The sequence below is a fragment of the Xylanimonas oleitrophica genome, assembly GCF_003244315.1.
GTDB lineage: Bacteria > Actinomycetota > Actinomycetes > Actinomycetales > Cellulomonadaceae > Xylanimonas_A > Xylanimonas_A oleitrophica.
Window position 1 is genome coordinate 59724 of the sequence record NZ_QKWH01000010.1, and the last position, 23124, is coordinate 82847.

Sequence of the window (23124 nt, forward strand, 5' to 3'; positions counted from 1 at the left end):
CGGCGCGGTTCAGGCGATGACCTGCGGGAATGGTCGCCCAGGGGCTCTCTGCCGACTCTGCTGGGGGTTTGTGTTCCGCCCCCGGATAAACCCCCAGGCGAGCAAGAGGTCGCTCAGCGCACGAGCAAAAGGCCCTCCGACTTCAGCGTTTCCGCTGGTCAGAGGGCCTTTCAGCTGGTCGGGGTGACAGGATTTGAACCTGCGACCTCTTCGTCCCGAAGGGCTGTAACGGGTTCTTCGACCTGGGGAAACGCGCGAGATTCCGCGCTTCGTCGTCGTTGGCTGTCGGTCGCTGTCGGGACCGTGGGGATGCCGTAGATGCCCATTTAGATGCCCAGGCCGCCAGACGGCCCTCGCCACGCGAAAGCGTCGCTCGCGGCCGGGGGCGCCACTGATTCGGCATCGTCATTGGGGTGCCGCCGAGAATATCGTCGCCAACGGCGCAACGGCGCCAGGTAGCCGCCGTGCGTCCCCGACGAGCAGGACGACGATGCGCTGCCTCGCTCGGGAGAAGACGACGTACAAGAGTCTGCTTGTGTTCGGGTAGGGCTCTCGCTCGCTGCCCATGAAGTCGCTGTCGCGCAGGACGACGACCGTCGCGTCGGCTTCGCGTCCCTTGGTCTGGTAAAGGTTCATGAGTTCGACGGCGTGCGGCTCGCCGGCCAAGTCTGTGAGCGCGGACACGGTGGCTTCTCGGGCACTCGCCGCGATTGCGGCGACAAGCGCACGCTCGTCCCCGAGGCGGGTGTTGCGTCGCACAGCCCTCGCGCGTATCGAACCGAGCAGTTGCGCGGCGTGCTCCCACGCGCTCGACTTGGCCGGCAGGCCGAGTGCGGCGTGGGCCCTCGCCGCGGTAGCCAGCGCAGTCTCGACGTCCGGCGCCTCGTCGAGCTCGCTCCAGACATCCAGTAGGCGCGCCTGCAGAGTCGTGGCGCCATTCCCCGCCATGATGTCTTTCGCCAGTGGAGGGATCGCTGTTCCACGGACCGAACTGGTTACGAAGACGGCCAGTTCCTGCAGAACATCACGCCACTCGGCCTCGTTGAAGGCGAACCTCAGCATCGCGACCTGGGCGTCGAGCGCAGCGGCGAGGGCATCGCTCAGGCCGGCGATCTCGTGGTTGATGCCGGCCTCGTCCAGTCCATCGGACAGCGCGGCGAGCATGTCGTTGTGGTGTGTAAACACAGCGACCCCCAATCCATCGGCTCGCAGTGCCTGTACGGTCGCCGAGACGGCCTCTACCTCGTCTGCGAGCGGAATCCCTAGCCGGACCTCGAAGCGCCTCTGATTGATAGCCTCGGTGATCGCGTCCGAGTAGAAGTCCCTCCTTTGGATTGCGCGTGCGACGCCCGGGATCACGCCGGATGGGTCGCGGTGCGAAACGTCCGGCAGGACTAGCGTGTTCTCTGCGCCGGCCGCCGCAGCGGCATCCGTGATGCGCTCGACACGCACTCCGTCTCGTACGCGGAAGGTGTAGATGCATTGGTCGGCGTCGCCCAGAAGGATTTTGCGGGCTGTACATCCGACCAGGACGAGGCGCGAGGTCCACGCGAAGGCCGCAGTTTCGAGGTACTCCTCCCCATCGCGCTCCCACACGAGCCGGGCGCGGACGTCGATCCAGCCCGAGGCCTGTGTGCGGCGCGGCGGGATCTCGTGGGCGTTGAGGATCGCCTGCCAGGCCGTGACGTCGTAGGCGGCGGCGAGGTTTGCCGTCGCGGCGTCGTGCACGGACACGGTGCCGCGCGCCGAGCAGAGAGCGGAGCGCGGTCGGGCGAGGGGGGGTCACGGCGGAAATGTTCACGCTCGCCACTGACATCACCCCTGGCCGCTAGAGCTAGAATCCGAGGCCGGGTCCCGGCGGCTCAGAAGGCCGATTGAGCGGTTCGACGTCGGCAGGCTCGGGTTGCCAGTCGGTGTCGATGCCGGCGGTGCGGGCGAGCGCGCCGTAGTAGGCGTGGTGCTCGCTGTCCGGGCCGGTGGAGCCGAACGGCGGCAGGCCAGCGTCGAGTGCCGCGCGCTGGATCGGGCCGGCGAGGGCCTCGACGGTCTCTGAGTCCCACTCGCTATGCGCGCCGAGGTAGACGATCGCTTCCATGAGGTCGGTGGCGTGGCGGGGCATCTGCGCCATGAGAGCGTCGGCGGCGGCCTCGATCGTCGCGGGCGGCGGGGGTTCATTGTCGGGCTCGGGCGGGCGCGCCGACGCCGACGCGGGCACGTCGGCCATCGCGGTCACGGCGTCGGGCCGGGAGATGCTCGCCGCAGCAACCACTTGCGGGGCGGGGGCCGAGGTCGGGAGTTCGGTTCCTTTCGCCTCCGTGGTCGGGCGTTCGACGTCGATCCGCGCTGTGTGCGCCGCACCGTCGGTAGCGTCAGGCTCCGTCGTTGTGAGCGCGTCGGCGAGGTCGCGCGAGCAGCGCAGCACACGCTCGGCGGTGTCCTTGATGATCTGCGGGTCGCAGTCGGACCAGCTTGCGACGTAGCCGAACGAGTACTCGGCCGTACTGAGTCCGAGCAAGCCGGCGGTGACGTACGCGACCGACTCCGCCTCGGTTTCCTTGACGCCGCGGTGGACGACGTACTCCCCAGGCGCGTCGGAGGCGTGTAGGAGCGCGTGAGCAGCCTCGTGCAGCGCCGTCTTCGCCATTTGCGCTGGTGAGAGCCTTGAGTCGATGACGATGCGCTTGGTGTCGTCCAAGGTCGTGTAGCCGTTGGCCTCGCCGGGGATCGGCTCGCGGGTCACCGTCCAGCCTTGCGCGGTGAGGTAGTCGACGGTGGCGTCGTAGATCCCAGCCGGGTCGTCGCCGGTGAGACGGTTGACGACGATCGGGATGACGGCGGCGTCGGGGTCGATGGGATCACATTGACTGATGTCGAACACCGGGACTGCGAAGTAGAGCATCCGCCGCTTGTCGGCCTCCTCACCGGTGGCCGGGTCTTCGACGGCCTCGGTGACGGACCGGCCGCCGAAGATGCGGATGGCCTTCTCGCCCTTGCGGACCTGGTAGCCGCGTCCCTGCCAGGTCTGGTAGCCGGCCACCGCGGTCGCCTCGGGGTTGGCCGCGAGGATCAGCAGCAGGTTGTTCAGCGAATAGCGGTTCATGTGGCGGGAGAAGTCGAGGAAGCGGGTCCAGTTCGTCTCCGTGCGCAGGTTCTCGACCTCGGCGGCGATGGTCGCGTGGAGCCCTTCGGCCTCGGCCTTGCGCTGCTCGGGGGTCTTGCTGGTGCGGACCTTGCGGGCCATCGTCGCCTCACCACCCGAGCTCGGGACTGGGCACCGCGACGCCGGCCGGGCCGCCGTCAGGCACCACGTACGACGGCGGCGCTTGGCTGGTCGGCGCGGGAGACGGTGCGTCAGTGAGCTCGAACGTCCAGCCGAGGATGCTGAGGTCGTAGGTGCCATCGGCGCTCGGGGCGAGGGAGTCGCGGTCGGTGACCAAGCCGTTCTCGAGGTGGGCGAGGTGGAGGACGTCGTCGCCGTTGACCCAGCCGCGCAGCCATTGCGGGTCCAGGCGGCTCAGGAGGGCTTCGAGGGTGGACCGGTCGACGACGGGGGTCGCCCAGCCGTTCCACGGCTGGCGGTAGGCGACGGCGTCGAAGACGGCGCCGTCGAACGCCGGATGCGTGAACTTCGTCAGGTCTGACGGCGTGACGGCCGCTCGCGTGCGGTGCTCGGGAACCTCGGGGAAGACCGCGGCGATCGCGTCGGTCAGGTCGAGCTCGGCGGCAGTGCGCAGGTCCAGGCGGTTGATGCGCTCGGCGTCCCCGGATGTGGAGGTCAGCAGCCACGGGTATGGCGGGGTCGTCTGCCGGGTCTCGTAGTCGTAGGTGAAGTCGTCGGGCAGGTCGGTCAGCGGCCCGTTGTGCGATCCCATGACGGCGTCCCACCTTTCGGCGAGGTCTGCCGGGGTGCCGAAAGAGTCGTCGGCGATCACGGCGCCGTTGGCGTCGAGGATCGCACCGGGGGAGGAGTTCGAGCCTTCCTGGTCGGAGGGGTTGAGCTCGATGTTTGCGGCGGTGGGGAACTCCGCGAGGATCGCCAGCGCCGCGGCCTTCGCGGTCGCCTGGTGGTACAGGGCCTCGCCGACGGTCGTCGTGTGCCGCAGTCGGTGCTGCGCGACGTCGCGCAGTGTCCGGACGTCTCCGGCCGCGGCTGCGGCATAGGGATCGAACACGCTCACGGGGACCTCCAGCGTGACGGGGAGCCGCACCGTCTGCCCGGCTCCGTTCACCCGTGACATCGCCGCCCGCCTGGCAAGTGCGCCCTCGATATCGGGGCCGCGGTTGACCTCCGCCCGGTGATGTACCGGGCGAAAGGAGGTCGCGATGACCGACATCGAACGCGGCCCAGACCCCGGCTCGCGGCCCACTGGCCCGCCGAGCGACCAGCAGCCGACTGGTGCGCGGCTCGCCGCCGCGCGAGAGCGCAACGCCGGGGTCTACACCCTCGGTGAGCAGGACCATCTGCGGACCTTGGCCGACGACTCCTCGGCGCGCGTGATCGAAGGTCGCGACTCGTTGACCGGCGCTGGCACCGGCTACCGGGTCGCCACACAAGACGCCGCCCGTCCCAACACCAAGCTGACGCACGCCGAAGCGCGCCTGGTCGGCGCCTTGGCCGCTTCCGACGGCACGCTGCGCGAACTGGCCGACGCCGCGGGCCTGGCCGTCGATGACGTCGCCCAGGTGCTTGGCCGCGACAAGGTCACCGTCCTGTCCAAGCCCGGATGCGTCCAGTGCGACGCCACCGCCCGCGCGCTGACGACGAAGGGCATCGACTTCGTCAAGGTCGACGTCACAGACGACGACCAGGCCCTCGACCTCGCGCGTGGGCTGGGCTACCTGTCCGTGCCGGTCGTCGTCATGCCCGACGGCGAGCACTGGGCAGGATTCCGACCCGACCGCATCGCAGACCTCGACGGTCCTGGCCCGGAGCCGCCGGCCGCACCCGCGCTCGTGGGGCCGCGATTATGAGCGCCCACCGCGACACCGGTCCACGCGAAGACCGGCGCCGGGAGGCCTACCGGACCGCCCGGTCGACCCTCGCCGCGTTGCAGGCGACGCTGCCGGAGTTCTCGACGCTGTCGTACACCGAGGTGCTCCTGGCCCTCGAAGCAGCGACTGACCTCGCGGTTCCCGCGGTCGTGCCGGTCGAGACCTATGACCACGGCTCGCTGTACGTGCAGGCCCGGACCGCCGTCGAGCGGCTCGCCGAGCACGGCAACCGGCTGGGGCTCGAACTCGTGCTCGCCGACCTCGACGCCGTCTGGTTGGACGACGTCCGCACCGGCGGGGCAGGGGACCTGCCGTGACGTACGGGCAGAGCGCCGCGGCCCTGCGCGACGCGCTGGGCCGGCTGCTCGCGGCCCAGCGGGTGCGCGCAGCCCTGGACGGGCGTGACCCGCGCCGCGAGCTGGCAGGCAAGCTGTTCACCGCGGGCTACTCGTGGGACGAGATCCAACGGGCACTCGGCATTGGTCGGGAGCTGCTGCGCGAGTACCACGCCGCCTTCCGCGACGACGGACGCCTGTCGGAGGGGCCACGCCGCACCGCGAGCGAGGCACTGGAAGACGGCGGCTTCGACGTCCGTCCCTTCGCCGACCGCGAGGCGAACCGGCAACGCGCGATGCGTGACGCTGTCGCGCTCCTGGTCGAGCGAGGCTACGAGCACCAGCAGATCGCCAGAGCCATCGGCGCCAACGACCACACCGTCCTGCGCTACCGCCGGCTACTGGAGGCCGACGGCTGGAGGCCGACCGTTGTCACCGCCGCCCACGCGCTGGAAGAGGCGGGACTCGAGGTGCCCGATCGGGCCACGACACCACGCGGGGCCGAGCGCTCATCCGCCTACCGGCGCCTGATCGCGTTCCTGCGAGGCCGTGGCCACGAGCAGCAGGAGATCGCCGACACCCTGGGCCTGAACGTCGCCACGGTCCGCACCTACCAGCGGCGCCTCGAAGTCGCCGGCTGGACACCCGACCCTCGACCCGACCCGCGCGAGGCGCTCGCCGCCCACGGCATTGAGATCGGCCCCGACCCCGGCGAGCTCGGCGATGAGAACCGCGAGATGGTCACGTTCCTCACCACACGCGGCTACACCCAAGACGAGATCGCCGGAGCCATCAGCCTGGACCGCTCCTCGGTCGCCTACCACCAGTCCGTGCTGCGCTCGGGTGGCGAGCTCCCCCCGCGCGACGCCGCTCCCCGGGTGCCGATCGAGCAGGCCATCGCGAACCTGGCGATCGAGACCCCCGACCGCGCGACGCCCACCCAGCGCGTCGCCACCGCCGAGCTGATCATGCGCTACCGCGCCGAGGTGATCGCCTACCTCGCCGCAGTCGTCGACCACAGTGTCGAGCACCGCTTCGCGAGCCTTGCGGCCGGTGCGACAGACCCCACCTACCGGCTCCGTGCCGCGTTGCTCGAACTGCGCGACACCGGTCCTCGCGCTACGGCCGCGGACCTTGGCACCGTGCAACCGATCCGCGCCGTCGACCTGTGGCGACAAGCCGCCGTCGCAGCACTGGCCGGGCGCGAGCGTGACCTGCCGACGACCCTGACCGCCGACCAGCAGGCCGCGGCGCTGGGCGACGCGGTCGCCGTCTTGCGCGCCCTGGTCGGCCTCGACGAGCGGTACGCCGCCGCCCGCGGCTGGCAACGCCTGCCCTTGACCGTCAGCCCGGGGACCGAGACCTGGGCGCTGCCCGCCGTCGTCCTTGACGCGGCCGCGTGGGTGACCGACCACGAAGGGGCGGACTTCTCGATCGACCGGCACGGACCGCTGGCCGACGACCGGCGTCCGGGCCCGCCACCGGCCACCCTCGCGGCAGCCGCGGGCGCGATGACCCAGGCCGCCGCCTACCTGGCCGGTGAGTCGGAACCGGTCAAGGCCTCCGTGATGCGCTGGCTCGTGGATGCCCAACGCCGCATCGCCGCCTACGCCTGCCACCACGCCCGCACCCTCGGCCTCGACGATGCCGTCGCCGTCCACGAGGAGCGCTACGGCCGGTACGCCGACATCGACGCCGCGCTCACCGACGTCGCCGGCACCGCTGGACGCGAGACGATGGCCGTCGTAGAGATTGCCGGCGCCGTCCGCATCCTGCATCACGCTCGCCGGGCGAGCGAACCCGCGCTAGCCGACCTCACGACTGCCTGTCAGGACCTCGACCGCACCATCGCGCAGATGCTGCGTGTCGGGGCGGCCGGCTACTACTTCCAGCGCACCGAACGCCTCGCCCTCGACAACCTCACCGGCACCGTGACCAGGCGGACCGTCCCCGTCCACGACCCCATCAGCGGTGAGAACAACCCCGGATACGCGCCGGGTTGGATCGAGCTCGAACGGCTGGCCGCGCCCCGCGAGGTGGCGCGGTCGCCCGAGCGCGAAGCGTTCACCGCACGCGTGCACGCCCTGGCGGCGGACTCCCTGGCTGTGGCCCAAGCACGGAACCTTGCCCTCTATCCAAGCGACGAGAACCGGCGCGTGCTCGCCGACCACACCTCGGCGAAGGTGATCGCTGGACTCGACGAGTTGGACGTCGCCGGTACGGCGTTCGCCGAGGCCCGCGCACGGCTGGTTGGCGCATTGGCCGCGACCAACGGCACCCTCGCCGAGCTCGGTCAGCGCTGTGGCCTGGAGCCCGGGGAGATCGCTTGGCTCATTGAGCCCGCATGCGGCATCGACGCCGAAGCCCTGACCACTGTCGGGGTTGACCGCGACGGCGGTGAACTCGCGTCCGACGGCGGCGTCAGTGGCTCGGAGCGGACCGACGGAGTCGACGTCCCGGTGTTCGCCGTGAGGTCGGCCGACGGCGGGTTCGACGGACTCGAGGCCGGATGGGACGACCTGGCAGAGCCGCCGGCTTTCGTCGGCGGCAGTGTGGCAGATGTGGAAGGACCAGGACTATGAGCGATCGCCGACGATGGACCACGGCTGCCGACGTCGTGCTAGCGACCTGCGGCCCGGTCTGGCTGCTCGGCATGGGCGCCGACGAGCCATCAGGCGACGTGGTCTCGCTGGTGGCCGCGTGGGTGTTCCTCCTGGTCGGGGCGCCGTGGGCCGTCGTGCGAATCGGCCGCTTGCACCGCCGGTGGCTCAACGACAGCCGCCCGTTCGCCCAATCGCCCCGCACGATCGTCCTGGCGGTGTGCCTCGCCGTCGCCCTCGTCCTGGCCGGCAAGACGATCGAGGGCCCTATCGGCGGATCCGTCGTCAACCTCGCGGGCCTCGCGTTGCTCGCCTTCGGCGTCCTCGCCGTGCTCATGGCGTTCACGCCGCTTGGCGGAGCGCTTGCCGCGCGCAGGCGGACCCGGTCGCGGTGAGTCTCAACATCCCCGTGACAGGTGGAGGGGTTCCCGGGTAGTCGGGGACCCAGACGACGGGAAGTCCCGGTCGAGTTCTACTCGGTCGGGACTTTCGTCGTTCCAGGTCTGACGGCGGCCTGCCGAGCTGCTCGTGTCGATCTGCTCGGACAGCGACCGCATGGCGACGTCGCGGCGCTCCAGCTCGTCGACGATGCGCACCAGGCGGACACGCTTGGCCCGAGGCGGTCGAGCTTCGTCACGACGACGGAGTCGCCCTCGTCGGGCTCGGAGCGAGGACCGGCCGTTATCGCGGCGGCCAGACGCAGTCTCGACCCGCAGGCACCGCGCATCGACGCCGGCAGCGAGGAGCGCGTCGCGCTGCCCGTCGAGGTCTTGTGTTCGACGTCGAAACGCGCGCGTAGCCGAAGGTGATCGCCATGCCGCGACCGTCGCGAAAACCCCTGCAGGGGGTTCTGAACCGGCACAGGTTGTGAACCAGGTTTTTGTGTGGCCTTGGCCGTTATGTGGCGGGGTTCTGTCGCCGCTTCGTGAGTTCCCTGATGATCGGGCGAATCGTCCCGTGGGTCGATCCCCAACTGACACAGCCTCGTTCGCACGCTTAGCGACTCCGGGTTGCGTAAAACCACTTCAGTCCTCGCTGTATAGTTCAGCGCATGCTGACCATTGCTTCTCGCCTGGACGTGATGAACCGGTTGGGCCGCGCGCTGGCCGACCCGACCAGGTCCCGGATCATCCTGACGCTGCTCGACCGGCCGGCCTACCCGGCAGAGCTGGCCCGCGATCTGGACCTCACACGCTCCAACGTGTCCAATCATCTGGCGTGCCTGCGCGACTGCGGCATCGTTGCTGCCGAACCCGAGGGCCGCAAGACGCGCTACGAGATCGCCGATCCCCACCTGACGCAGGCGCTGACCGCCCTGGTTGACGTCACCCTCGCGGTTGACGAGAACGCCCCGTGCATCGATCCTGCCTGCTCGGTGCACGGATGCGACGCAGCAGAGGCGGGCGCGTGATCCTGGCTGCGGTCCTGCAGGCAATCGGCCTGTTCATCGCGACCAACATCGACGACATCATCGTGCTCTCCTTGTTCTTCGCCCGCGGCGCGGGCCAACGCGGGACGACCACCCGCATCTTGGTCGGCCAGTACGTGGGGTTCGCCTGCATCCTCGGTGCCGCTGTGCTGGTGACTATCGGAGCCGGAGCATTCCTGCCCTCAGCAGCTATCCCGTACTTCGGGCTCATCCCCCTGGCCCTCGGTCTCTGGGCTGCATGGCAAGCCTGGCGCGGAGACGATGACGACGATGACGCCAAGGTCACGGGCACGAAGGTCAGCGCGTGGACCGTCGCAGGAGTCACCTTCGCCAACGGCGGAGACAACATCGGCGTCTATGTCCCCGTCTTCCTCAGCGTGGAACCCATCGCAGTGGTCGCCTACTGCCTCGTCTTCCTCGCGCTCGTCGCGGTCCTGGTCGTAGTCGCCAAGTTCGTTGCCACCCGGCCGCCGATCGCTGAAGTCCTCGAGCGCTGGGAACACATCCTGTTCCCCATCGTCCTGATCGGCCTCGGCATCGTCATCCTCGTCAGCGGAGGAGCGTTCGGTCTCTGACGGAGCCAAAGCGAACGAGAGAGGTCGCCAGGCTCGACGCTCCGGTATAGGGATCCCTGTGCGGGTTCATGCTGCGCAGCAGGAGAGTTTGGTGATGTCGGTGGTGAAGGTTTGGGCGGTGAGTTTGAGGCCTTCGGCCATGGTCAGGTAGGGGCTCCAGAGGTTGGCGACCTGGTCGGTGGTCATGCCGGCCTCGAGGATGTAGACGCTGGCGGCGGCGAGGTCACCGGCGTCCTGGGCGAGGGCGGTGATGCCGATGATGCGGCCGGTGTCGGCGTCGGTGACGATCTTGATGAGCCCGCGGGTGTCACGGTTGACGATGGCGCGCGGGACGTGCGCCAGGGGCAGGACGCGGCTGTCGCAGCGGATCCCGGCAGTGCGGGCCTGCTGGTCGGTCATTCCGACGGAGGCCAGGGCGGGGCTGGTGAACACGACCCGGGGCAGGTGGCGGTAGTCGACCTCCCGGCCGGCTCCGGTGAGGGCGTTGTCGGCGACCAGGGCGCCGTGGGCCGCGGCGACGTACACGAACTGCGGGTGGGCGGTGACGTCACCCGCGGCCCAGATCCGCGGGTTCGTGGTGCGCAGGTGGCTGTCGATGATGACCTCGCCGCGCTTGCCGGCGCGCACGCCGATGGTGTCGAGGCCGAGCGTGCCGGTGACCGGGCGGCGGCCGGTGGCAACGAGGAGCTCGGCCGCGCGGAGCTCGTGTGAGCCGTCGGCGGTGGTGGCGGTGACCGTGACCTCGCCGGTGGCCGGGTCGCGGCGCACCGCGGTGGGCACCGCGCCGCGGATGATCTCGATGCCTTCGTCGGCGAGGATTTCTTCCAGGGCGGTGGCGGCCTCGGGTTCCTCGTGGGAGGCCAGCCGTGAGCGGACGAGCATGGTGACCTGGGCACCGAGGCGGGAGAAGAGCTGGGCCTGCTCCATGGCGACGTAGCCGCCGCCGATGACCAGCAGCGACTCCGGGACGTGGTCCAGCTCCATCGCGGTCGTCGAGGTCAGATAACCGGCCTCCTGCAGGCCGGGGACCGGCGGCGCCCAGGGCGTGGAGCCGGTAGCGATGAGGTGGTGCGCGGCCCGGACGGTTTCCGCCGTGCCGTCCGGGCCGGTCACGCGGAGTGCCGGCTCAGTCGGTGTGCCGACGAAGGTGGCCTCGCCGGGGTGGAGGGCCCACCCGTACTCGGCGGCCAGGGCCGCGTACTTCTCGCTGCGCAGCGATCCGACGAGCTTGTCCTTGCCGGCGACCATGGCGGGCATGTCGACCGGTGGGGCGTCGGGGAGTGGCAGACCGGGGAACCGGGCGGCGTCGAGTGTGACGTGGCGGGCCTCGGCGGCCGCGAGCAGGGCTTTGGAGGGCACACACCCGGTGTTCACGCAGGTACCGCCGATGGTGCCGCGCTCGATCATCACCACCCGCTTGCCCAGGGTGGTGGCGCGGATCGCGGCCGCGAACGCCGCCCCACCGGACCCGATCACTGCCAGGTCATACGACCTGCCCTTGTCCGTTGCCGTCATAAGTCCTCCCTTGTTGCCGCGCCTCAGGACCAGGATCGACCTTCCAGTGCACTGGAAGGTCAAGGCAGAATGAGTGGCATGCGGATCGGTGAGGTGGCTCAGGCGTCGGGCACGACAGCTAAGACCCTGCGGTACTACGAGGACGTCGGACTCCTCCCCGACCCCGACCGCAGCCCGGCGGGGTACCGGGACTACGGCCCCGAGGTGCTCGACCGGCTGCACTTCATCCGCCGGGGCCAAGCCGCCGGGCTGACCCTGGCCCAGATCGGCCAGGTGCTGGCCATCCGAGACCGGGGCCAGGCCCCCTGCCAGCACGTCACCGACCTGCTCGGCACCCGCCTCGCGGTCATCGACCGGCAGCTCGCCGAGCTCGCGCAGCTACGCACCACGATCGCCATCCTGCGCGAGCACGCCACCACCGGCGACCCGGCCACATGCTCCCCCGAGGACGTCTGCCGCTACCTGTGACCCGCGAAGGTCACCGGCCCGTGGCACCATCGCGACATGGCCGATGACACCCAGCAACGATGCTCGTGCTGCGGCCGCCAGCGGCCACGAAGGTCGCTCCACGCACTCGGGAGCGAACCGGCCTACATCTGCCGAAGGTGCGCGCTCTGGGTCGCCCTTCGCATCGCTCGCGACTGAACGACTCCGCCCGCAACGCGGGCACGCCGCCGGCCGCGGCGAACATCGTCGGATGGTGCGCGAAGGAACCAAAGGGCGCGAATGACGACCAATCATCACGCCGCCAGCGCGATCGCGGGCGCCCGTTGCCGCACTCCTCATCCGACGGTCTGAGCTCCACCGCCTGGCAGTGGTCCGAAGCCTGGAGAGGGCATCGGAGCCGGACGGGACCCCCTAACGCTCAGTGGTCCGCCCTCGCAGCGGTTGCGGTCGGTCCAGTTGTCAACGACGGCTGAAAATGGACCCCCTGGCGGCGGGTGAATGTGGACCCCTTCCTGGTGGTGTTCAGTCGGTGGTGGCCGCGGGTGGGCGGCCGAGGTCTCGGTTCTTGAGTCGGTAGGAGTCGCCCTTGAGCGCGATGACGTCGGCGTGGTGGACGAGGCGGTCGATCATCGCGGCGGCGACGGTGTCGTCGCCGAAGACTTCGCCCCAGCGGCCGAAGGGCTTGTTCGAGGTCACGATCAGTGAGGCGCGTTCATAGCGGGCCGAGACCAGTTGGAAGAACAGGTTCGCTGCTTCGGGTTCGAACGGGATGTAGCCGACCTCGTCGATGACGATCAGGGGGTAGCGGCCCAGGCGGCGTAGCTCGTCTTGCAGGCGCCCGTCGTGGTGGGCGGTCGCGAGCCGGTCGACCCACTGGGAGGCGGTCGCGAACAAGACCCGGTGGCCGGCCTGGCAGGCGCGGATCGCGATCCCGGTCGCGAGGTGGGTCTTGCCGGTGCCGGGTGGCCCGAGGAAGACGACGTTCTCGCGGGCGGTCACGAAGTCGAGGGTGCCCAGGTGTGCGATCTGCTCGCGTTTGAGCCCGCGGGCGTGGTCGAAGTCGAAGTCCTCGAGGGACTTGCGGCCCGGGAACCGGGCGGCGCGGATGCGTCCCTCGCCGCCGTGGGTCTCACGGGCTGCGACCTCGCGTTGCAGGCAAGCGGTCAGGAACTCCTCGAAGGTCCAGGACTCGGCTCGTGCCCGTTCGGCGAGGCGGCCCGCGGCCTCGCGCAGGCTCGGGGCCTTGAGCGCGCGGGTGAGGAACGCGAGCTCCGCGGTGACGTCTCTGCTGGCGTCCCTGCTGACAGTCTTCGTCTTGGCGGGTGCCATCAGGCCACGTCCGTCAGGCCGAGCATGGTGTCGTAGTCGGCCAGGTCACGCTGCTCGACCTCCTGCTGCTCGTCACTGGGTGCCTGGACGGGCCGGTGGGCTGCCGCCGCGGCCATCGCCAACGCCGCCTTGCGGTGGCCGGGGGCGGTGATGGTCTGTGCGCGTGCCCAGCACCGCTCGTGGGTGGCCACGACCTTGTCACCAAGCCGGACGGTGACGCGTTCGAGATCGGCGACCACGTCGACGAACCGGCCGACCGCGACCGGGTCGACGGAGTAGTCGTTGGACCCCAGCCGCACGTAGTGATCACGCGGCAGCCGGACCCTGGTGCGCCACCCCAGCTGCGGGGCCACCGGCGGCAGGGGCAACATCGCGGCCCGGTCCGCCTCCCATCGCTCGATCGGACGGCACCCCAGCCGGCGATGATGCCGCCCGTTAGCCAGGACGAGCCAGCCGGCGAGCTGGGCGTTGAAGTCGTCCGGGCCGGTGAACGCACGCCCTGGCAGGAACGAGGTCTCCAGATACCCGTTCGCGCGTTCGACCAGACCCTTGGCCTCCGGGTCACGTGGGCGGCATTGGTGCACCCCGATCCCGAGGATCCCGCGGAACGCCTCGAAGTCGTCCGTCAGGCGCGGCCGCCCGGCCCGCCAGGACCCGACCGCCGCCTCGTTGTCCCAGACCAGCTCACGCGCCACGGCGCCCATGCGCCCCAGCAGCGCCCAGTGTCCCGCGATCAGATCCGGCGCCTGACGCGAGGGCAGCATCATCGCGAAGATCATCCGCGAGTACCCGGCGACCATCACCAACACCGGCGGAGAACCGACCTGCCCGGCCCCGAGCGGGATCTCGACCGGCGGGAACCACAGATCGCATTGCACCCGGGCGCCCGGGTCATACGTCGTGCGCGTCGCAGGGTCCGGCGGCAGATAGAACGGGCGCAGCACCCGCACCCTGTCCTTGAGGATCGTCAACGAGTGCGACCAGCCGATCCGCTCCGCGATCACCGTCGCCGGCATCGTCGGACAGCCCCCGAGGAGCTCACGAACCCGCGGCTCGACCGCGTCGACCAGCGACCCGCGCGCCGGCCGCTCGTACTTCGGCGGTGAATCTCGCGCCAACGCCCGCCGCACCGCGTTCCGCGAGATCCCCAACCGGCGAACGATCGCCTTGATCGGCATCCGCTCGACCCGATGCAACCGCCGGATCTCCGCCCAGTCCTCCACGGTCATCACCCTCCTCAGCGTCGCGGAGGGGGTCCGTTTCCACCCGTCGCCACGGGGTCAGTTTTCACGCGTCGTCGACACCAGTTGTCCGTCCCGTAGGAGGAACCCGTTGCGGAGGCGGTGCAGGTCATCGGCGGAAACCCACGCCCGAATGTTCGCAAGACCGCCCGAGGAGGGTTGTCCGGTGACGGTGCGTCATATGGGACGGCCTGTCGTCCCGTAAACGAACGATTCCGCTACAGCGATGACGAGGGTGCGTTGCCCTGTCCAGGATGCTTGACGCTTCGCGGCTCTCAACCCACGGCGTTTGTAGCGGAACTCAGTGCCGGATTCTATGGCTCGATACTTCCAGTGCTGGATGAGTATCGCTACAGTCAGTACCGTGGGGCATCTGCTGGGTTATGCGCGTGTGTCGACGACTGATCAGGACGCTGCGCTGCAGGTCGATGCGCTGACTGCCGCGGGGTGTTACCGGGTCTTCGTCGACACGATCTCTGGCTCCCTGGATCACCGTCCCGAGCTGACGAAGCTGATGGACCAGTTGCGCCCGGGGGACACGCTGGTGGTGTGGCGGCTGGACCGGTTGGGTCGCTCGATCCGGCATCTTATCGACCAGCTGCAGATCTTGTCCGAGCAGGGCGTGGGGTTCCGCTCCTTGCAGGAGACGATCGACACGACCTCCTCGGGCGGGCGGCTGGTGTTCCACGTCTTCGCCGCGCTGGCCGAGTTCGAACGTGACCTGATCCGTGAGCGCACCAACGCAGGACTGGCCGCCGCCCGGGCCCGTGGCCGCAAAGGCGGGCGACCGCCCGCACTGTCGCCGGACCAGGTCAAGGCGGCCCGTCGGATGTATGAGCAGAATGAGATGACGGTGGCGAAGATCGGTGCGGTCCTGGGCGTCAGCCGCGCCACCATCTACCGCGCGCTCAACCGCCAAAGTGTCCCAGTGGTCGAACCACGACAGTCGAGAAGCGCCGTGTAGGTCATGGACGCGGCCGGGCGCTGGCAGATCCTCAGGCTTCACGTCGAGGACCAGATCCCGCTCGCCGCCCTGGCCCGGGACACCGGTGTCGGGCTGCGCACCCTGGAGCGCTGGCACGCCCGCTACCGCACCGAGGGGTACACGGGCCTCGGTACGCGAAGACGCGCTGATGCCGGCAGCCATCACCTGCCCTCCGAGCTCGTGTCCTTGATCGAGGGGCTGGCATTGAGCAAGCCCCGCCCGACGATCATCACCATCCACCGCAAGATCAGCGCCATCTGCGAGGAGGGGGGATGGCCGGCGCCCTCCTATGGCGTGGTGCGCGCGATCATCGCCGACCTCGACCCGGGCATGGTCACCCTTGCCCTGGAAGGGCCGACGTCGTATCGCGACAAGTACGAACTGGCGCTGCGACGGCAGGCCGAGCACCCCAATGCGATGTGGCAGGCCGACCACACGATGCTCGACATCCTCGTGGTGGGCACCGACGGCAAGCCTGCCCGGCCATGGCTGACCACGATCATCGATGACCACTCCCGGGCGATCTGCGGTTACGCCGTCTTCCTCGGCGCGCCCTCGGCGATGAACACCGCCTTGGCGCTGCGCCAGGCGATCTGGCACAAGGCCGTCCTCTCCTGGCCGATGTGCGGCCTGCCCGATGTGCTCTACGTCGATCACGGCAGTGACTTCATCAGCAACCAACTCACCGGCACAGCCGTGGACCTGCATATCCGGCTCATCCACTCTGCTGTCGCTCGTCCTCAGGGTCGCGGCAAGGTGGAGAGGATCTTCGGGACCGTGAACACCGAGCTGCTGGCTGGTCTGCCTGGGTACATCGCCGAGGGCCACCCCTGGCCAACGCCAAAGCTGTCCCTGGCTGAGCTCGACGCTGCGCTGGAGGAGTTCGTGATCACCTACAACGACCGGACTCACAGCGAGCTCGGCACCTCCCCGCGCGCTGCCTGGATCGCCGATGGCTGGCTACCGCGCATGCCGGAGAGCCTGGAGGACCTCGACGGGCTGCTGCTCACCGTCGCCCAGACCAGGGTGGTGCGCCGCGATGGCATCCACTTCCAGGGCCTGCGCTACATCTCCCCGACCCTGGCTGGCTATGTCGGCCGGGCGGTCGTGATCCGTTACGACCCCAGGGACATCACCGAGATCCGCGTGTTCGACCACGAGGAGTTCGTCTGTAAGGCCATCAACCAGGACCACCACGACCAGAAGGTCAGCCTCAAGGAGGTCCAGGCCTCCCGCAACGCCCGGCGCCGGGCGTTGCGGGAGGGCATCAACGAGCGGATCGCCGTCGTGGCCACCCACACCACCGAAACGCCACCAGCGACCGAGGCGCCGCCACCGGCGCCACGGCGGAAGTTGAAGGTTTACAGAGAGGACCTAAGGTGAGTCAGCGCTTCATCGTGACCAAAGAACACCGCCGCTTCACCGAGTTCGCCGACGCCGTGCGGCGCGGGCACACCATCGGCCTGTGCTTTGGCCCAGCCGGCGTGGGCAAGACGCTCTCCGCGCGCCGCTACGCCCGCTGGGACAAGGTCCACGACCTGCTGACCTACTGGGGACCGCGCTCCGACAGTGACGCGCAGGTCTACGCTGCGCTGGCCAAGAGCCGCACCGTGCTCTACACCCCCAGCGTGCTGACCACGCCACGAGCCTTGAAGGACGAACTCGACCAGGTCATCACCCGCACCAACATCTGCATCGAGCAGCACCTCGCGCCGGCCGGGCAGGTCACGCCAGAGACGCGCGGATGGCGCCACAGCAGGAACTACGTGGAGCTGGTCATCGTCGATGAGTCCGAACGCCTCCGCCCCACCGCACTGGAACTGCTGCGCGATCGCTACGACCGAGAAAACCTTGCCCTCATCCTGATCGGCATGCCCGGTCTGGAGAAGCAGTTCAGCCACTATCCCCAGTTCTACAGCCGCGTCGGCTTCGCCCACCAGTACCGGCCCCTGGGCAAGGAGGAACTGCTCTTCGTCCTGCAACGGCATTGGCGCGCCCTCGGTAAGATCCTCGACCCAGAGGACTTCACCGACGCCCAAGCCATCGCCGCCATCGCCCGGATCACCCGAGGTAACTTCCGGCTTCTGGAACGACTCTTCCCCCAGATCGAGCGCGTCCTGAAGATCAACGAACTCGACACCATCACCAACGACGTCATCGAAGCCGCCGCCAGCACTCTCGTCATCGGCGTCAGTTGACCGGGCCCGCCACATATCACCTACAGAACCCCGCCATTTAACGGCGCAAGCCACAAGGGGTTTTTGAGCGGCGTGTCGCCGGCGCGCCGAAGGGGCGGCGCTGCTGCGTCAAAAACGGTCGGTTCTGACACGTGATTGCTGCCCGCTGAGCGGCATGGTTACTATCTGCGCATGAGTGAAGATGCGAAGGCGTGTTCCTTCGGTGTCGAGTCGCAGTACGTCGACCTGGCTGTCGAGGTGTTCTCCCTGCTTGCCGACCCCACCCGGGTGCGGATCATCTTGGCGCTGCGCGACGAGGAGATGTCGGTCAACCACCTGGCCGACGTCGTCGACAAGTCTCCGACCGCCGTGTCTCAGCACCTGGCCAAGCTGCGCTGGGGCCGCATCGTGCGAGCACGCCAGGACGGCAACCGCGTCTTCTACTCGCTCATGGACGAGCACGCGCGCAAGCTCGTCACGCAAGCGGTGTTCCAGGCCCAGCACGCCGTCGACGAACAGCCCGCCCATCACGGCGGCCACCCCGACGAGCACGGAACCCTGTCGTGACCACCCACAGACCGCCCGCCGAGCTCCACGACCACCCGCACGACCACGATCACGGTCATGAGCACGAGCACGGCCACGAGCACCCGACCGGCTTCAAGGGCTGGCTGCACGAGGTGTTCGTGCCGCACTCGCACGACGCGGCCGACTCCATCGACGACGCGCTCGAGGCCAGTGGGCAGGGCATCCGCGCGGTCAAGATCAGCCTCGTCGTCCTCGGCCTCACCGCGGTCGCGCAACTCGCGATCGTCGCCATCAGCGGCTCGGTCGCCCTGCTCGCCGACACGATCCACAACTTCTCCGACGCGCTGACCGCCGTCCCGCTATGGATCGCTTTTCTGCTCGGGCGCCGTGTCGCGAACGACCGCTACACCCACGGGTACGGACGCGCCGAGGACCTCGCCGGCCTGTTCATCGTCGCGATGATCGCCCTGTCCGCCGTTGTCGCCGGCGTCGAGTCCGTCCGCCGCCTGGCCGAACCCCAGCCGCTGGACAACCTCGGCTGGGTCCTGGCCGCCGGCATCATCGGGTTCGCCGGCAACGAGGCCGTCGCGATCTACCGCATCCGGGTCGGACGGCGCATCGGCTCGGCCGCCCTCGTCGCCGACGGCGTGCATGCCCGCACCGACGGCTTCACCTCCCTCGCCGTCGTCCTCGGCGTCATCGGAGTCTGGGCCGGCTTCCCGCTGGCCGACCCGATCGTCGGCCTGCTCATCACCGCCGCGATCCTCGTCCTGCTGTGGGGCACCGCCCGCGACGTCGGCCGCAGGCTCCTCGACGGCGTCGACCCCGACCTGACACGGCAGGCCCGCCACGCGCTCGAGCACCTCGACGGGACCAGCCAAGCCTCCGACGTCCGCCTGCGCTGGTCCGGGCATCGGCTCGCCGTCCAGGCCCGGCTGCACCTGGCACCTGGTACCACGGTCGCGGCCGCGGACCAGGAGGCCGCGGCCGCGGAGCATGCCATCCGCCACGCACTGCCTGCGGTCGGGACCGTCGACCTCACCATGACAGCGGACGCACCCGCCACCGCCGGCCAGGAGCGCACGTGACGAGCGCCGGGCCCACCCTCACCCAGCTCGCCGATCCCAGCGACGTCACCACTGACGTACGCCAAGCGCTCACCGCATGCTGGGTCGAAGTGACCAACGCCGGCGGCGCGGCAGGGTTCCCCTTCCCACCGGTGGAGATCGCCGACGTGATGCCGTTCCTCGACGCCATCATCAAGACCCTGAACCCGGCGACCAGTCGCCTGCTGGTCGCCGAGTACGACGGGCAGCTCGCCGGCTGGCTCAACCTGCGGCGTGACCCCGGACCTCTCACCTCCCACTGGGGCACGATCCACCACCTCCAGGCCCGGACAACCTTGCAAGGACGAGGCCTCGGCACCGCACTGATGAACGAGGCCCGCCGGGTCGCCCGAGACGAGATGGACCTCGAACAGCTCCACCTCGCCGCCCGTGGTGGTACCGGGCTGGAAGCCTTCTACACCGGCCTTGGCTGGAAAGAAGTCGGGCGTTGGCCCAACGCCCTCCGTCTTGCCGGCGGGCAGGACCGGGACGAGGTACTCATGCTCCTCATGCCGCTCTGAGCAGAGCGCTACGCAAGCCAGACGAACCAGGTTTCGAAGCGTCTGATGCCCTTCAGAATCGGTTGGTCCTGACGCGGGTGCGACAGGCTGCATCGGTCTATGTCAATATAGAGGCATGTCGATACAGCAGGTCCACGAGGTTGTCATCGTCGGGTCCGGCCCGGCCGGCTACACCGCGGCCGTCTACGCCGCGCGGGCTGGTCTGGCGCCCGTCGTGATCGCGGGCTCCGTCACCGCGGGCGGCGCGCTCATGAACACCACGGAGGTCGAGAACTTCCCTGGCTTCCCCACCGGCATCCAGGGCCCGGACCTCATGGAGGCCATGCGCGAGCAGGCCGAGAAGTTCGGCGCCCGCGTGCTGTGGGACGACGCCGAGCAGGTCGAGCTCACCGACGACGTCAAGACCGTCGTCACCGGCGGCGGCGAGACGTTCAAGGCCCGTGCCGTGATCCTCGCGACCGGCTCCGCGTACCGCGAGCTGGGCCTGCCTGAGGAGAAGCAGCTGTCGGGGCGCGGGGTCTCGTGGTGCGCCACCTGCGACGGGTTCTTCTTCCGCGACCAGCACATCGCGGTCGTCGGCGGCGGCGACTCGGCGATGGAGGAGGCCACCTTCCTCACGCGCTTCGCCTCCAAGGTGACGATCGTGCACCGTCGCGACTCCCTGCGTGCCTCGAAGATCATGGCCGACCGCGCCCAGGCTGACCCGAAGATCGAGTTCGCCTGGAACAGCGAGGTCGCCGGCATCTCCGGCGACGACAAGGTCGCCGGCGTCACGCTGCGCGACACCGTCACCGGTGAGGAGCGCGAGCTCGACACCACCGGGCTGTTCGTCGCCATCGGGCACGACCCGCGCACCGACCTGATCAAGGGCCAGGTCGACCTGGACGACGAGGGCTACATCCTCGTCCAGGGGCGGACCACCCGCACCAACCTCCCCGGCGTCTTCGCCTGCGGCGACGCCGTCGACCACACCTACCGCCAGGCGATCACCGCCGCCGGCTCGGGGTGCTCCGCCGCGCTCGACGCCCAGTCGTACCTCACCGAGGTCGCCGACGCGGAGGGCGAGAAGGCCCTGGCCGGCACCCCGGCGGCGCCCAACCCTGACGGGCTCCCCGCCGCCCTCGCTGACGCCGACGCGCGGGAGGTGGCTCGGTGAGCGACGCCACGACGACCGCCCGCGCGGACGCGACCCGCCGCCTGTCCACTCTGGACCGCTGGCTCCCGGCGTGGATCGGCCTGGCCATGATCGGTGGCCTGCTGGTGGGCCGGTTCGTCCCGGGCCTGTCGGACGTGCTGGCCTCGATGGAGGTCGGCGGCATCTCGGTCCCGATCGCCCTCGGGCTGCTGGTGATGATGTACCCGGTGCTGGCCAAGGTGCGCTACGACAAGGTCGCCGCCGTCACCGGTGACAAGAAGCTGCTGGTCAGCTCGTTGCTGCTGAACTGGATCGTCGGCCCGGCGCTGATGTTCGCCCTGGCCTGGACGTTCCTGCCCGACCTGCCCGAGTACCGCACCGGGCTGATCATCGTGGGCCTGGCCCGCTGCATCGCCATGGTCGTGATCTGGAACGATCTCGCCTGCGGGGACCGGGAGGCCGCCGCCGTCCTGGTGGCGATCAACTCCGTGTTCCAGGTGGTCGCGTTCTCGCTGCTCGGCTACTTCTACCTGACCGTGCTGCCCGGCTGGCTCGGCCTGGACACCCAGGGCCTGGACGTCTCGATCGGGCAGATCGCGCTCAACGTGCTGGTCTTCCTCGGCATCCCGCTGGTGGCCGGGTTCGCGTCCCGCTGGATCGGCGAGCGGACCAAGGGTCGCGACTGGTACGAGGAGCGGTTCGTCCCTCGCATCGGTCCGTGGGCGCTGTACGGGTTGCTGTTCACGATCGTGCTGCTGTTCGCCCTCCAGGGCGACGCCGTGACCTCGAACCCGCTCGACGTCGTGCGCATCGCGCTGCCGCTGCTGGTGTACTTCGCCGTCATGTGGGGCCTGGGCATGGTGCTCGGCAAGCTGCTGGGTCTCGGCTACGCCCGCACCACCACGCTGGCGTTCACCGCGGCGGGCAACAACTTCGAGCTCGCCATCGCCGTGGCCATCGGCACCTTCGGCGCCACCTCCGGCGAGGCGCTGGCCGGGGTCGTCGGGCCGCTCATCGAGGTCCCCGTCCTGGTGGGCCTCGTCTACGTGTCCCTGTGGGCCGCCCGGCGCTGGTTCGCCGTCGACCCCTACTCCATCGAGCCGCCCGCACGAGAGCTGGACGAGGTGAGGTCATGACCACCACCGACACGACCGAGGCGAGCCTGCCGCTGACGGTGCGTGACCCGGACTGCGGGCCCCGCATCGAGGCGCACGCGATCGGCACCGAGGCTGCCGGCGTGGTCGCGGCCACGCTCAAGGCGCTGGCCGAGCCGCTGCGGCTGCGGATGCTGTCCTTCATCGCCACCGCGCCCGCCGGGGAGGCGTGCGTGTGCGACCTGGCCGAGCTGACCGATGTCTCCCAGCCCACGGTGAGCCACCACCTCAAGGTGCTGCGCGACGTCGGCGTCCTCGCGTCCGAACGGCGCGGCACCTGGGTCTGGTACCGCATCACCCCCGGCTACAAGTCCGCGATCAGCACCCTGCTCGAGTCGTTCGCGCCGGCGGCCCTGGACGCCTTGGGCCCCCACCCGCACCTGACGGGGCTCGAGGACGCCGACGCCGCGCTCGACCGGCTCGCCGCTGACCTCGCGGCCACGCATCCCGACCTGGCCCGCGAGGTCGTGCTGCGCACCGTGCGCGAGTCGTACACGGCACTGGCCCGCTCGGCGAAGGTCTCGGCGCACCTGCTCACCCTCACCGACCGGTTCGCCCGCCAGCGCCTGGCGGACCTGTCGCACGACGCGTCCAGGAGCGCCGACGCCGCGGACGCCGCCGACGCCGGCGCGCCGACGGCGCCCCGGGTGCTGTTCGTGTGCGTCGCGAACGCCGGCCGCTCCCAGCTCGCCGCCGCGCTCGTGCGCCACTACGCGGGCGACCGGGTCGTGGTCCGGTCCGCAGGGTCCACCCCGGCCGCGGACGTGCACCCTGCCGTGCGTCCCGAGCTCGCCGCCCTGGGCACCGACGAGCCATTCCCGAAGCCGCTGACCGACGACGCCGTCCGCGCCGCCGACGTCGTGATCACCATGGGCTGCGGCGACGTGTGCCCCGTCCTGCCCGGCAAGCGGTACGAGGACTGGCTCGTCGGCGACCCCGCACTGGCCTCCCCGGCCGGAGTCGCGGCCATCCGCGACGAGCTCGACACCCGCGTGCGCGCCCTCCTGGCCGACCTGCTGCCCGACCTCGACTTGCCCACCCCGTGAACGACCGAA

Annotated in this window: 22 protein-coding genes; 16 read left to right on the plus strand and 6 right to left on the minus strand. The window is 69.8% G+C overall.

The window, feature by feature from the left end; translation table 11 throughout:
* Positions 1–405: 405 nt before the first annotated feature.
* The 3 genes from DNL40_RS12045 to DNL40_RS12055 all read right to left on the minus strand — a co-directional run bounded on the left by DNL40_RS12045 (position 406) and on the right by DNL40_RS12055 (position 4238).
* Positions 406–1728: a DEAD/DEAH box helicase gene (locus DNL40_RS12045; protein ID WP_146252090.1), complete on the minus strand. Its 1323-nt coding sequence runs from the start codon at positions 1726–1728 to the stop codon at positions 406–408.
* A gap of 106 nt (positions 1729–1834) precedes the next feature.
* Entirely contained in the window at positions 1835–3241 is a 1407-nt protein-coding gene (locus DNL40_RS16635; RefSeq protein ID WP_218926059.1) for an ArdC-like ssDNA-binding domain-containing protein, read from the minus strand.
* A 7-nt stretch (positions 3242–3248) separates the two neighbouring features.
* Positions 3249–4238, minus strand: a complete 990-nt coding sequence (locus DNL40_RS12055; RefSeq protein ID WP_146252091.1) for a hypothetical protein — start codon at positions 4236–4238, stop codon at positions 3249–3251.
* A gap of 85 nt (positions 4239–4323) precedes the next feature.
* Between DNL40_RS12055 and DNL40_RS16965 the strand changes: the two genes are divergently transcribed.
* The 6 genes from DNL40_RS16965 to DNL40_RS12085 all read left to right on the plus strand — a co-directional run bounded on the left by DNL40_RS16965 (position 4324) and on the right by DNL40_RS12085 (position 9931).
* Positions 4324–4971, plus strand: a complete 648-nt coding sequence (locus DNL40_RS16965; protein WP_111251513.1) for a glutaredoxin domain-containing protein — start codon at positions 4324–4326, stop codon at positions 4969–4971.
* A complete protein-coding gene (locus tag DNL40_RS12065; RefSeq protein WP_111251514.1) occupies positions 4968–5309 on the plus strand; it encodes a hypothetical protein in 342 nt (113 codons plus the stop codon). The genes DNL40_RS16965 and DNL40_RS12065 overlap by 4 nt, the downstream gene beginning before the upstream one ends.
* Positions 5306–7909 (plus strand): hypothetical protein, encoded by a 2604-nt coding sequence (locus tag DNL40_RS12070; protein WP_111251515.1) that lies wholly within the window; start codon positions 5306–5308, stop codon positions 7907–7909. Before DNL40_RS12065 ends, DNL40_RS12070 begins: the two co-directional genes overlap by 4 nt.
* Positions 7906–8322: a hypothetical protein gene (locus DNL40_RS12075; protein ID WP_111251516.1), complete on the plus strand. Its 417-nt coding sequence runs from the start codon at positions 7906–7908 to the stop codon at positions 8320–8322. Before DNL40_RS12070 ends, DNL40_RS12075 begins: the two co-directional genes overlap by 4 nt.
* A gap of 656 nt (positions 8323–8978) precedes the next feature.
* Entirely contained in the window at positions 8979–9338 is a 360-nt protein-coding gene (gene cmtR / locus DNL40_RS12080; protein WP_028708027.1) for a Cd(II)/Pb(II)-sensing metalloregulatory transcriptional regulator CmtR, read from the plus strand.
* On the plus strand, positions 9335–9931 hold the full coding sequence (locus tag DNL40_RS12085) for a cadmium resistance transporter (protein WP_030153505.1): 597 nt from the start codon (positions 9335–9337) through the stop codon (positions 9929–9931). The genes cmtR and DNL40_RS12085 overlap by 4 nt, the downstream gene beginning before the upstream one ends.
* A gap of 66 nt (positions 9932–9997) precedes the next feature.
* On the opposite strand, the gene merA is transcribed toward DNL40_RS12085, so the two are convergent.
* Positions 9998–11446 (minus strand): mercury(II) reductase, encoded by a 1449-nt coding sequence (gene merA, locus DNL40_RS12090; RefSeq protein ID WP_111251517.1) that lies wholly within the window; start codon positions 11444–11446, stop codon positions 9998–10000.
* A 78-nt stretch (positions 11447–11524) separates the two neighbouring features.
* On the opposite strand from merA, the gene DNL40_RS12095 reads away from it, so the two are divergent.
* A complete protein-coding gene (locus DNL40_RS12095) occupies positions 11525–11914 on the plus strand; it encodes a heavy metal-responsive transcriptional regulator (protein ID WP_111251518.1) in 390 nt (129 codons plus the stop codon).
* A 501-nt stretch (positions 11915–12415) separates the two neighbouring features.
* Here DNL40_RS12095 and istB read toward each other — a convergent pair.
* Together istB and istA are read right to left on the minus strand one after the other, a co-directional pair.
* On the minus strand, positions 12416–13222 hold the full coding sequence (gene istB / locus DNL40_RS12100; protein ID WP_111251519.1) for an IS21-like element helper ATPase IstB: 807 nt from the start codon (positions 13220–13222) through the stop codon (positions 12416–12418).
* On the minus strand, positions 13222–14454 hold the full coding sequence (gene istA, locus DNL40_RS12105; RefSeq protein ID WP_111251520.1) for an IS21 family transposase: 1233 nt from the start codon (positions 14452–14454) through the stop codon (positions 13222–13224). The genes istB and istA overlap by 1 nt, the downstream gene beginning before the upstream one ends.
* A gap of 373 nt (positions 14455–14827) precedes the next feature.
* Between istA and DNL40_RS12110 the strand changes: the two genes are divergently transcribed.
* From DNL40_RS12110 to DNL40_RS12150, 9 genes are all read left to right on the plus strand, one after another.
* A complete protein-coding gene (locus DNL40_RS12110) occupies positions 14828–15427 on the plus strand; it encodes a recombinase family protein (RefSeq protein WP_111251521.1) in 600 nt (199 codons plus the stop codon).
* A gap of 3 nt (positions 15428–15430) precedes the next feature.
* The gene (locus DNL40_RS12115) at positions 15431–16831 is read left to right on the plus strand and encodes a Mu transposase C-terminal domain-containing protein (RefSeq protein WP_111251522.1); all 1401 of its coding nucleotides are present in this window, start codon (positions 15431–15433) and stop codon (positions 16829–16831) included.
* Complete coding sequence (locus tag DNL40_RS12120; RefSeq protein WP_111251523.1) at positions 16828–17646, plus strand: AAA family ATPase; 819 nt, start codon at positions 16828–16830, stop codon at positions 17644–17646. Before DNL40_RS12115 ends, DNL40_RS12120 begins: the two co-directional genes overlap by 4 nt.
* Before the next feature lie 171 nt (positions 17647–17817).
* Entirely contained in the window at positions 17818–18192 is a 375-nt protein-coding gene (locus tag DNL40_RS12125; RefSeq protein ID WP_111251524.1) for an ArsR/SmtB family transcription factor, read from the plus strand.
* Complete coding sequence (locus DNL40_RS12130) at positions 18189–19241, plus strand: cation diffusion facilitator family transporter (RefSeq protein ID WP_111251525.1); 1053 nt, start codon at positions 18189–18191, stop codon at positions 19239–19241. Before DNL40_RS12125 ends, DNL40_RS12130 begins: the two co-directional genes overlap by 4 nt.
* Positions 19238–19780, plus strand: coding sequence for a GNAT family N-acetyltransferase (locus tag DNL40_RS12135; protein ID WP_111251526.1), 543 nt, complete (start codon positions 19238–19240; stop codon positions 19778–19780). The genes DNL40_RS12130 and DNL40_RS12135 overlap by 4 nt, the downstream gene beginning before the upstream one ends.
* A gap of 115 nt (positions 19781–19895) precedes the next feature.
* Positions 19896–20936, plus strand: a complete 1041-nt coding sequence (gene trxB / locus DNL40_RS12140) for a thioredoxin-disulfide reductase (protein ID WP_111251527.1) — start codon at positions 19896–19898, stop codon at positions 20934–20936.
* On the plus strand, positions 20933–22051 hold the full coding sequence (gene arsB / locus DNL40_RS12145) for an ACR3 family arsenite efflux transporter (protein WP_111251528.1): 1119 nt from the start codon (positions 20933–20935) through the stop codon (positions 22049–22051). The genes trxB and arsB overlap by 4 nt, the downstream gene beginning before the upstream one ends.
* Positions 22048–23115 carry a metalloregulator ArsR/SmtB family transcription factor gene (locus DNL40_RS12150; RefSeq protein WP_111251529.1) on the plus strand — a complete coding sequence of 356 codons (1068 nt, stop codon included), beginning with the start codon at positions 22048–22050 and terminating at the stop codon, positions 23113–23115. The genes arsB and DNL40_RS12150 overlap by 4 nt, the downstream gene beginning before the upstream one ends.
* Positions 23116–23124 lie beyond the last annotated feature (9 nt).